The organism is Nonomuraea sp. NPDC049649 (genome assembly GCF_040675175.1).
Classification (GTDB): domain Bacteria; phylum Actinomycetota; class Actinomycetes; order Streptosporangiales; family Streptosporangiaceae; genus Nonomuraea.
On the sequence record NZ_JBFAOH010000053.1, the window covers coordinates 24270 to 33847 of the forward strand.

Consider the following 9578-nt stretch of genomic DNA (forward strand, 5'->3'; position numbering starts at 1 on the left):
TCACTCCTTGATCCGCCGGTCACCGGACACGCCCAGGTACGCGACCCGCAGCGCGGGGTCCTCCGCCAGCTCTGCGGCGGACCCGGTCGCCTCCACCTGTCCGTGCCGCATCACCAGTCCCCGGTCCGCGAGCGCCAGCGCCTGGCCGACGCGCTGCTCCACCAGGATCACCGTCAGATTCCGCGCCCGCAGCCGGTCCACCACCGCGAACACCCGCTGAATGATCACGGGAGCCAGCCCGATGGACGGTTCGTCGAGCAGCAGGACCCGAGGTTCGCGCATCAGCGCCTGACCGATGGCGAGCATCTGCTGCTCTCCGCCGCTGAGCACCTCGGCGTAGGCGTCCATCCGCTCGCCCAGCACCGGGAACAGGTCGACGACCTGTTCCGTCCGCTCCCGTTCGAGCCGGCGCCCGCCGGGGACGTTCCAGAGCCCGAGCCGCAGGTGCTCGGCCACCGTCAGCCCGGTGAACAGGCGTCTGCCCTCGGGGACGTGGACCAGGCCGTGCGCCGCGATGCGCTCGGGGCTCCACCCGGTGATGTCGGTGCCCGCGAACCGGACCGACCCCGACGTGGGGCGCAGCAGCCCCGAGATGGTGCTGAGCAGGGTGGTCTTCCCGGCCCCGTTTCCGCCGACCACCGCGAAGATCTCGCCCGTCCTCACGGTGAAGTCCACCGAGCGGACGACCGGCACCGCGCCGTAGCCCGAGCTCAGCGCGGACACGGAGATCAGTTCGTCGCCCTGTGCTGTCATGCGGGTGCCCCCAAGTACACTTCCACGACCCGTGCGTCACCGAGGGCCTCCTGCGGCGGCCCCGACGTCACCAGCCGGCCCCGGTCCAGGACGGTCACCACGTCGGCGACGCTCGCGACGAGTTCGATGTGATGCTCCACCAGGATCACCGTGGTGCCGGTGTCGCGGATCGCCCGGATCAGGCGGCCCAGCGACTCCAGCTCCCGCGGCGTGAGCCCGGCCGCGGGTTCGTCCATCAGCAGCAGGCGCGGACGGGCCATCAACGCCCGTGCCACCTCCAGCAGCCGCTGCTCACCGTGAGGCAGCGCGGCGGCTTCCTCGGCCGCCCGTCCGGCCAGTCCCTGACCGGCCAGGAGCCGCTCGGCCTCCGCCGAGAGCTCGGCCTGCTCGCGGCGGGCCCAGGGCAGCCGCAGGATGGTCGCCGGCCCGCCCGCCCGCTCCCGTGTGTAGGCGCCGAGCAGGACGTTGTCCCGCAGGCTCGACGCGCCCAGCAGCCGCGGGGTCTGGAAGACGCGCGCCACGCCGCGGCGGGCGAGCCGCTCGGCGGAGGCCCGGCTGACGTCCTCGGCGTCGAGCATGACCTGCCCCCCGTCCTGCGGCAGCAGCCGGCTGATCACGTTGAGCAGGGTCGTCTTGCCCGAACCGTTGGGCCCGACGATCGCGTGGACCGTGCCCGGCTCGACGGTGAGGTCGATGCCCTGCAGGGCGTGCACCCCGCCGAACGACTTGCGGACACCGACCAGCCGGACGCCGAGCGGCTTCCCCCGCGGCGGCCCGGCCTCGACCGGGACGTCCGCGCTGGAAGCGCCGGAAGCGCCGGAGGTGTCAGGGGCGCCGGAGGCCCCGCGGCGTGTCCGTAGCCGCGCCCACGTCCCGGCGATGCCCTGTGGCGCGTACACCATGAGTACGAGCAGCGCCGCGCCGTAGATGAGCCCGCGCCACTCCGCCAGGCCGGTGAGCAGTTCGGGGAGGACGAAGAACAGCAGGGTGCCGATGATCGGGCCCGCCAGCCGCGCCGCACCGCCGATGATGACCACCAGCAGGAAGAAGATGGAGAAGTCGAGGGTGAAGTCGTCCGGGGTGACCAGCCCGTGGTGGACGGCCAGCAGCGCCCCGCCCAGCCCGGCGGTGGCGCCGCCGCAGGCGAAGGCGAAGAGCTTCATCCGGGCGGGCGCGACGCCGACGCTCTGCGCCATCTCCGGGGCGTCGCGGACGGCCATCATGCCGCGGCCCAGGCGGGAGTCGACGATGGCGCGGACCATGACGAACAGCATGACGTTGACGGCCAGGACCAGCCAGAGGATGTCCCGTTCCCCGAGCTCCCAGGACCCGACGGCCGGCCGGGGTATGCCGACCAACCCCGACCAGCCGCCGGTCAACCCCTCGAACTCCACCAGGAGGCTGCGCGCCGCCATCGCCGCGCCGAGCGTGACCAGGGCGATGTACCAGGACGAAAGCCGGAAGGCGGGCAGGGCCATCAGGGTCCCCGCCCCCACGGATACCGCCACCGCCACCGGGGCCGCCGCCCAGAACGTCCAGCCGTGGTCGGCCATGAGGATGCCCGTGGTGTAGGCGCCGACGGCGACCAGCGCGCCCTGCCCGAGCGAGACCTGGCCGGTGTAGCCGAACATGAGGTTCAGCCCGGTGCCGACCAGCACGTAGATCCCGGCGGTGGTGGCCAGGTAGGTGATCGTCGGATCGACGCTCAGCAGCGGCAGGGCGGCGGCGGCCGCCACGAGGGCGAGCCACGGGGCCGCGCGCCGCACGGTGCCGGACCGTCTTGCGCGAGCTTCAGACATGACGTTGCACCGCCAGACCACGCAGGCCGTTGGGCCGGATCAGCAGGATGAGCAGCATAGCCGCGAACAGGACGACGGACTGCAAACCGGGCGAGGCGAAGACGGCGCCCGCGGCCTCGATGACGCCGAGCATCCAGCCCGCCACCAGCACGCCGCGGTTGTCGCCGATCCCGCCGACCGCCAGGGCGGCGAAGCCCTTGATCAGTAGAGCCAGCCCCATCGTCACCGAGGCCAGCAGCAGCGGCGCCGCCAGAACCCCGGTGAGCCCCGCGAGCGCACCGCCGAGCAGGAAGGAACGGCGGGTGAGCGCCGTCGGGTCGATGCCGCGCAGCCGGGCGCCGTCCCGGTCGGCGGCCACCGCCCGCAACGCGGTGCCGAGCCGGGAACGATCCAGGACTCCGAGCAGGGCCACCACGGCGACGGCGACGACCACGACGGCGACCTGGTAACTGGAGAACCGGATGCCCAGCACCTCATGAACCCGGATGGACAGCGGCCAAGGGGGCACGACGGTGCTCGGCTGGTCTGTCCACAGCCGCCCGGCGGCCTCCACGAGCAGCAGCGAGAACGCCAGCGTGGTGATCACCCAGCCGACGGCGTGGGACGACCTGCGCAGCACCGGAGTCACGGCGACCCGCTCCTCGACCAGCGCCACGAGCGCGACGATCGCCATCACGCAGACGGCGGCGATCCCCCAGGGAAGCCCGCCGATCGGGGTCGCCGCCATCAGCATCGCACCGATCATGATGAGCTCGCCCTGGGCGAAGTTCACCACGTTCGTCGGCCGGTGCAGAACGTTGAATCCCACGGCGACCAGGCCGTAGAGGCTGCCGAAGACGAGACCCGCGACCAGGATGTCGGCGATCATCGGCCGGTCACACCCCATCCGCGCGCCGCCGGAGGACTCCGCCCAGGCTCTGCGGCTCCTTCGCCGACATGAGGGTGCCCACCGTGATGTCCTCATCGGCGATCCCGGAGTGCCGTTTCGGGGTGAACGACACCTTCGCCCGGACACCCTGATAGCCGTCGACCTGGTCGAGCGCGGCCTTGAGCGTCGCCGGGTCGAGGCTCTTGGTCTCCTCGATCACCTTGGCCATCAGCATCATGTAGTCGTAGTAGGGGCTGGTCACCGCCGAGTAGCCGAGACCGGCGGTGTCGGGATGCTTGTTGATCCGCTCGACCAGCGCACGCACCTCGGCGGAGGGCTCCTCGTCGCCGGTGTAGGTGAGCCCGCGGTAGGTGGTGCCGAAGAACCCGTCGAGCAGCGGGCGGGGGAACTCCTCGAGCGCCTCGATGTAGTTGAGGTCGTGCGAGACGATCACCGGGTGGAAGTCGCTCGCCGTCATCGCCCGCAGGATCAGGATGGTCGCCTGCGGTTGGCCGGTGAACAGGCCGAGGCCGTCCACCCCGGCCCGTTCCAGGTTGCGTACGAACGGCGTCATGTCGGAGGCGTCCACCTCGAACACCTCGACCGCTACCGGTTCGGCGGAGTAGGAGTCGCGCAGAGTCTGGACGACCGCGTCCCTGATCGACGTGCCGAACTCGGAGTTCTCCGCGATGATGCCGATCTTCCGGAGCCCGCGGACCTCGTACAGGAAACGCGCAGCCACCCTGGCCTGCTGGGTGGTGTTGTACACGAGCTGGTAGTGGTAGGGGAAGCGGTCGCCGTCCCCGAGCAGTTCCGCGCCGCCCCAGGCCGACTGGATCAGCTTCGCCCGGGCGAGGGCCGTCACCGACGCCAGGACCTGCGAGCTCCCGGTGGGCCCGACCACGAACGTCGGCTTCTCACGGATCAGCCGTTGCGCCACGGCCGGCTGGCTGGCCGGGCTCCCCTTGTCGTCCTCCTCGGTGACCTGAACCGGCTGCCCGAGCAGACCACCGTCCGCCTCCAGGTTCTCCAGGGCGAGCCTCGCACCGACGTAGATCGGCTTGTACGCGGCGGCGAGCCGGCCGGTCTTGGGCTCCACCCACCCGATTCGGGCCGTCGCCTGGCCGCCGGCCGTCGAACTTCCGCACGCCGCGGTCCCCAAGCCCAGCATGCCGAGCGCGGTGACGGACGCGGTGCCCGCCAGAAATCCTCGCCGAGACATCCGGTCCGTCCGATACGTGGTCACGGTCGCCTCCTCATTTAATGTATGAACGTTTGTATACTTGCCCCGAGGGTGCGTCAAGAGTCACAGGAGGATCGACTAGGAGCCGAGGGCCGTTCGGAAGCTGGAAGAGGTGCGTCCGGTGAGCGCGCCCAAATCCTGCCGGCGGTGCTCGCGCCGCACGGCGGGCATCGCGGAACGGGTGGCCTGGAGTGGGCGATGGACCTGGCCGAGCGGGCGGAGGTCCTCGTGGGCGCCGGCCGAGGAGCTGGTTGGGCGCTGAACGCCAACGCGGACTCCTCGGCCAAGCCTTTTCGGTCCCGGTTTACCCGGACTTCTTCGCCGAACCCTTCCGGCCGGCCACGAAGGTGCCGACGCCCAGCAGGGCGAGCACCGCCGCGGCGATCCAGACCCAGCCGGGCAGGCCCTCACTCTCCGCCGACACCGGGGAGGCGTCCGGAGTCTCCTCGACCGGCGCGGCCGACGTGGCGGCCTCGCTGGGCTCGGCGGAGGGAGCGGCCGAATCTTCCTCGGCTTCGGGGGTGGGCGTCGGCTCGCCCTTCGCGGTGAAGGGGATCTCGCCCTGGATCGGGTGACCGTCGGAGGACACCACCCGCCAGGCGATGACGTACTTCCCGGCCGCCAGCGGCTCGGGCACCTCCACGCGGACGAACTTGCCCTCGGCCTTCGGCTTGCCCAGGTTCAGCTGGGTGTCGTCCGCGTCGCGCAGGGCGACGACGGGCATCCGGACGCGGGCGGAGAACTCCAGCTCGATCTCGTCGAGCGAGGTGACGGTGGCGCCCTCGGCCGGAGTGCTGCCCACGAGCCGGTCGTGAGCCAGGGCGGCAGGGGCGAGGAACACCACCAGCAGGCCGCTCAGCAGAGCGACCAGGATGGAACGCGGCGCGATCGCCATCGTGCGACTCCAAAGATGAAGACCCGGCCCTCAGCCGGGTACACCGGCGTGCGCGCGGCTGTGACGGCGCGCGCACCTGATGACCACGGAGCGCCGGGGGACGTGGGCGTCAGCCGGCGCGGGCGAGCCCGGGCGGGCCGCGCCGGTGCACCGCCGCCGTGAACTCCAGGGAACGCCGGGGCCCGCTGTGGCGCGCGGACGGAACCGGCCGCACCCGCCGGGGAACCTGTACGGGCGAGGCCGCCACCAGGAGCAGCAGCCGGAGCGGCGCGACGCCCCACAGCCGCAGCATCGCCCACACGACGCTCTCGCCCTGGTGCAGCCACCAGCCGCTCAGCAGCGCGAGGGTGAGGTGGACCAGCGTCATGCCGGCGTTCATGTGGCCGTGACCGGGGGCGAGCACGCTCCCCGGCGCCACCAGCGAGAACGTCAGGTGCAGGACGACCTGGGTGAACGTGGTCGCGGTGAGCACGGCCCCGCGGGTGCGTTCGCGCCTGTTGCAGGCGAGGGCGAGGGCGAAGGTCACCACCAGGCTGATCGCGAGCGCGGACGCCGAGATCGCGCCGCCTCCGGCAACCCGGTGACCGGCGGCCGAGACCACGACGCAAACCGCGGCGAACGCGGCCGCGCGGATCATACGGAGAGCCGGGGCCATGCTTCCATCTTTTCAGCTCGATGTGTCGGTGTGCGTTTCATAGGCGGGTCAATGGTGCTGGTCACCCGATTCGATCCGGCCGCCGAGCTGGGCGCGCAGCCCTTCCAGCACGGGCGGCTCGGAGACGACCACCCAGCGGTCGCCCACCAGGTAGGTGCCGCCGTACGGCTGGGCGGCGTCGAGCCAGTCGCGCTGGTTCTTGCCCGTGGTGAAGGTGACCAGGATGGAGTGGCCGGTGGAGGTCTTGCAGGCGGCCTGCCGCAGCTCCGCCGCGTCGATCTGCAGCTTGGGGCCGGGGCAGCCGAGCGCGGCGCCGAGCTGGTCGATGCTCGCGACGGTCGCCGTCTTCCCGGGGGCCGGTGGAGCCCCGTGGTGGCCAGCGTGCTGACCGTGTTGACCGCCGTGCTGATTCCCGTGCTGAGCCGCCTGCGGGTCCCCGGCCGCCGGTGGGGAGCAGGCGGTGAGGAGCGTGCCGAGAAGCGCGGCGCCGAACAGCTTGCCGAGGTGATGCGTCATGGTCGAGTCCCGGGTACGAGGGCAGAGCTCTTCCACAGGAGATACGCACCCCGGCCGGGGAAGTTCAGCGGTCACCAGCCCAGCTCGTCGCAGCCGCTGTGGTCGATGGGTTCGACCTGGAGGGTGGCGTGGGCGACGCCGTGCCGCTGGAGCAGCAGGTCGCGCGCCTGGTCCAGCACCGCGTGGTTGTCGTTCAGGTCGGCGGTGACCAGGTGGGCGGTGGCGACGTTCATGCCGGAGGTCAGCGTCCACAGGTGCAGGTCGTGCACGTCGTGGACGCCCTTGATGGCGGCCAGGTCCTCGGCCACCGCGACGGGGTCGATCCCCTCGGGCACGTGCTGTCCCAGCACGGCGAAGACCTGGCGGCCGAGCAGGACGGCCCGGACGGCGACGAAGACGCCGATGGCCAGGGCGATCACGGTGTCCCAGATGGACGCGCCGGTGGTGGCCACCAGCCAGCCGGCGACGATGACGCCGACGGAGCCCGCGGTGTCGGCCACGACCTCCAGATAGGCGCCTTTGACGTTGAGGCTCTCGGCGGCGCCGGAACGCAGCAGCATCAGCGCGACCAGGTTGACGGCCAGGCCGAGCGCGCCGACGAACAGCATCGGCCCGGAGGCTACCTCGGCGGGCGTGCCGATCCGGCCGATCGCCTCCGCGACCACGTAGACGGAGACGACGAGCATCAGCACCACGGCCAGCAGGGAGGCGAACACCTCGGCCCGGTAGGAGCCGTAGCTGCGCCGGCCGGTGGTGTCGGGGCGGGTGGCGATCCTGGTGGCGACCAGCGCCGCGCCGAGGGTGACCACGTCGGCCGCCATGTGGCCGGCGTCCGACAGCAGCGCCAGCGAGCCGGAGATGAGCCCGTACGCGAGCTCGACCAGGAAGAAGGCGCCGATCAGGACGAACGAGACGGCCAGCCGCCAGCGGTGGCGGCCGCCCGCGTGCCCGTGCCCGTGCCCGACTCCCATTACTCCCTCCCGTCGCGTTCTGGATGCATGGCCGCGGTGTGCCCGGTGTGGAGGAGCGCCAGGTCCAGCAGCATCCGCACGTGCGGATCCTCCAGCCGGTAGTACGCCATCCGGCCGGACCGGCGCGCGGCTACGATACGGTGCGCGCGCAGCAGCCGCAGCGCGTGGGATACGGCCGATTCGCTCTGCCCGGTCACCGCCGCCAGGTCGCACACGCACAGCTCTCCGTCCAGCAGCGCGACCAGCAGGCGCAGCCGGTTGGGGTCCGACAGCAGGCCGAAGACGTCGGCGGTGTCGGCCACGTCCTCGGCTGAGGGCATCCGCTCGCGCACGGCGGTCACCCGGTCGCCGTCGACCACCCTGACGGTGCACCCGTCGATGATCAACACGTTCTCATCTGAAGAGCTGTTCATATGTACATGGTAGGAGAGAGGTGGAACGGGGTGTCAAGCGGGGCATATCCGCGAATTCTGCTTTTCTCCTAACAGGCCGAGACTTGCGGTCCTAGCCTCACCATCGGATATTCGTCCAGGAAAGAGGTGACCGATGAGAACCGCGGGTGCCGTCGTCGACGTGGCCAATGTCTGCTGGTCGTCGAGAATACCTCCGGTCGGCAGACATGAACCGCTGCTGTCACGACTGGCATTGATACGCGAATGCTGGGATCGCCAGTACGGACCGGCCGCGCTGACGCTCATCGGCGATCTTTCACTCGAATACACCCTGCCGGAATCCGATAAGCCTCGGCTGCGAAAGCTGGTGGAATCAGGCGAACTGCGGCTGGTGCCGCACGCGGATCCCGAAATTCTCGAACTCGCCCGTGACAAGGGCCTGCACGTCATCAGCGCCGACCGGTTCATCGACCACCGGCGCGCGCACCCGTGGATAGCGGGCGCCGCCGACCGGTTCCTGAGCTGCGAGTACGGCGCGGACGGCCTCCAGCTCGTGCCGAGCGGCATCCGCGAGGTGCCCGAGCAGGTGAAGTCGCGGCACGAAGAAGCCAAGGAGCTCGGTTTCGCGTACCGCATCAACATCGGCAAGGGGGCGCACCGGCGGGTGCTGCGGTCCGAGTGGCGCTGCACCGGGCGCTCCTGCGTCGAGGCGATGGCGTCGCCGGACCGGCTGACGTGCTGGCCGCGGGTCGATGAGGACGGCTCGGTGCGCTGCCCGTCCTGCGGCCGTCCGCTGGAGGAGGCCGGGCCGCGCGGCATCACCCGGATGATCGTGGTCGCCGACCGGGCCGGTGGGGAGATCGTCCGCTTTCCGATCAGCGAGGGGGTCGCGGTCGTCGTCGGGCGGGGGCGTCTCTCGTACGGGATCAACCTCGGCGCGGGCGGGCTCCCCTCTCCGCGCGCTCGTGCCCAGGTGAGCCGTCAGCACGTGAAACTGCAGCTGACGGGGGTGCAGGCACGCCTCACCGCGGTCGACCTCGGCTCCAGCAACGGGACCACGATCAGGCGCGGCAACGCTCCCCGGGAGAGCCGCCTGAAGCCGGGGACGGAGATCATCGTGGGTGACCGGGACGCGCTCCTGCTCGGCGGGGCGGTGGTGGTCCGGCTGTCGGGCCACCGGTTCCTGCCCAGCCTCGCGTCTCCTCCTGAACTGGGTGATCAGGGCGGATCCGTCACGTACATCCCACCCGAAGAGGGGTGAACACGGCCCAGCACGGACGCGTACGCACGAGCGGGGTCGAACGCGGCGGCATCCACGTACCGGGGTAACGGCGGCAGGTTATGACAGAACCGAGCCAGGACCCCATACACCTCGGCCGCCGAGGACGGCCGGGCCGCGTCCAAGATCGTGGTGTATGAGAATGAAGCCACTCTGCGATCTGGTGCTATTTAAGCAGCAATAGCATCAACTGTCACATTTGTATCA

Annotated in this window: 10 protein-coding genes; 1 reads left to right on the forward strand and 9 read right to left on the reverse strand. The window is 71.1% G+C overall.

Features of this window, described 5'->3' with window-relative positions:
• From AB0J42_RS34730 to AB0J42_RS34770, 9 genes are all read right to left on the reverse strand, one after another.
• Positions 1-753: an ABC transporter ATP-binding protein gene (locus AB0J42_RS34730; RefSeq protein WP_364302178.1), complete on the reverse strand. Its 753-nt coding sequence runs from the start codon at positions 751-753 to the stop codon at positions 1-3.
• On the reverse strand, positions 750-2552 hold the full coding sequence (locus AB0J42_RS34735) for a branched-chain amino acid ABC transporter ATP-binding protein/permease (RefSeq protein ID WP_364302180.1): 1803 nt from the start codon (positions 2550-2552) through the stop codon (positions 750-752). Before AB0J42_RS34735 ends, AB0J42_RS34730 begins: the two co-directional genes overlap by 4 nt.
• The gene (locus AB0J42_RS34740) at positions 2545-3420 is read right to left on the reverse strand and encodes a branched-chain amino acid ABC transporter permease (RefSeq protein WP_364302182.1); all 876 of its coding nucleotides are present in this window, start codon (positions 3418-3420) and stop codon (positions 2545-2547) included. The genes AB0J42_RS34735 and AB0J42_RS34740 overlap by 8 nt, the downstream gene beginning before the upstream one ends.
• Before the next feature lie 7 nt (positions 3421-3427).
• Positions 3428-4666, reverse strand: a complete 1239-nt coding sequence (locus AB0J42_RS34745) for an ABC transporter substrate-binding protein (protein WP_364302184.1) — start codon at positions 4664-4666, stop codon at positions 3428-3430.
• A 301-nt stretch (positions 4667-4967) separates the two neighbouring features.
• Positions 4968-5558: a copper resistance protein CopC gene (locus tag AB0J42_RS34750; protein WP_364302186.1), complete on the reverse strand. Its 591-nt coding sequence runs from the start codon at positions 5556-5558 to the stop codon at positions 4968-4970.
• 109 nt (positions 5559-5667) lie between these two features.
• Positions 5668-6213, reverse strand: coding sequence for a hypothetical protein (locus tag AB0J42_RS34755; protein WP_364302188.1), 546 nt, complete (start codon positions 6211-6213; stop codon positions 5668-5670).
• Between the two features lie 48 nt (positions 6214-6261).
• Positions 6262-6729, reverse strand: a complete 468-nt coding sequence (locus AB0J42_RS34760; protein WP_364302190.1) for a hypothetical protein — start codon at positions 6727-6729, stop codon at positions 6262-6264.
• 71 nt (positions 6730-6800) lie between these two features.
• Positions 6801-7700 carry a cation diffusion facilitator family transporter gene (locus AB0J42_RS34765; RefSeq protein WP_364302192.1) on the reverse strand — a complete coding sequence of 300 codons (900 nt, stop codon included), beginning with the start codon at positions 7698-7700 and terminating at the stop codon, positions 6801-6803.
• Positions 7700-8113 carry a metalloregulator ArsR/SmtB family transcription factor gene (locus tag AB0J42_RS34770; RefSeq protein WP_364302194.1) on the reverse strand — a complete coding sequence of 138 codons (414 nt, stop codon included), beginning with the start codon at positions 8111-8113 and terminating at the stop codon, positions 7700-7702. The genes AB0J42_RS34765 and AB0J42_RS34770 overlap by 1 nt, the downstream gene beginning before the upstream one ends.
• Positions 8114-8459: 346 nt before the next feature.
• On the opposite strand from AB0J42_RS34770, the gene AB0J42_RS34775 reads away from it, so the two are divergent.
• Entirely contained in the window at positions 8460-9353 is an 894-nt protein-coding gene (locus AB0J42_RS34775) for an FHA domain-containing protein (RefSeq protein ID WP_364302196.1), read from the forward strand.
• Positions 9354-9578 lie beyond the last annotated feature (225 nt).

Coding starts and splice junctions, on each gene's coding strand:
- AB0J42_RS34730 (WP_364302178.1), bottom strand. CDS start 753: ATGACAGCACAGGGCGACGAACTGATCTCCGTGTCCGCGCTGAGCTCG.
- AB0J42_RS34735 (WP_364302180.1), bottom strand. CDS start 2,552: ATGTCTGAAGCTCGCGCAAGACGGTCCGGCACCGTGCGGCGCGCGGCC.
- AB0J42_RS34740 (WP_364302182.1), bottom strand. CDS start 3,420: ATGATCGCCGACATCCTGGTCGCGGGTCTCGTCTTCGGCAGCCTCTAC.
- AB0J42_RS34750 (WP_364302186.1), bottom strand. CDS start 5,558: ATGGCGATCGCGCCGCGTTCCATCCTGGTCGCTCTGCTGAGCGGCCTG.
- AB0J42_RS34755 (WP_364302188.1), bottom strand. CDS start 6,213: ATGGCCCCGGCTCTCCGTATGATCCGCGCGGCCGCGTTCGCCGCGGTT.
- AB0J42_RS34760 (WP_364302190.1), bottom strand. CDS start 6,729: ATGACGCATCACCTCGGCAAGCTGTTCGGCGCCGCGCTTCTCGGCACG.
- AB0J42_RS34765 (WP_364302192.1), bottom strand. CDS start 7,700: ATGGGAGTCGGGCACGGGCACGGGCACGCGGGCGGCCGCCACCGCTGG.
- AB0J42_RS34770 (WP_364302194.1), bottom strand. CDS start 8,113: ATGAACAGCTCTTCAGATGAGAACGTGTTGATCATCGACGGGTGCACC.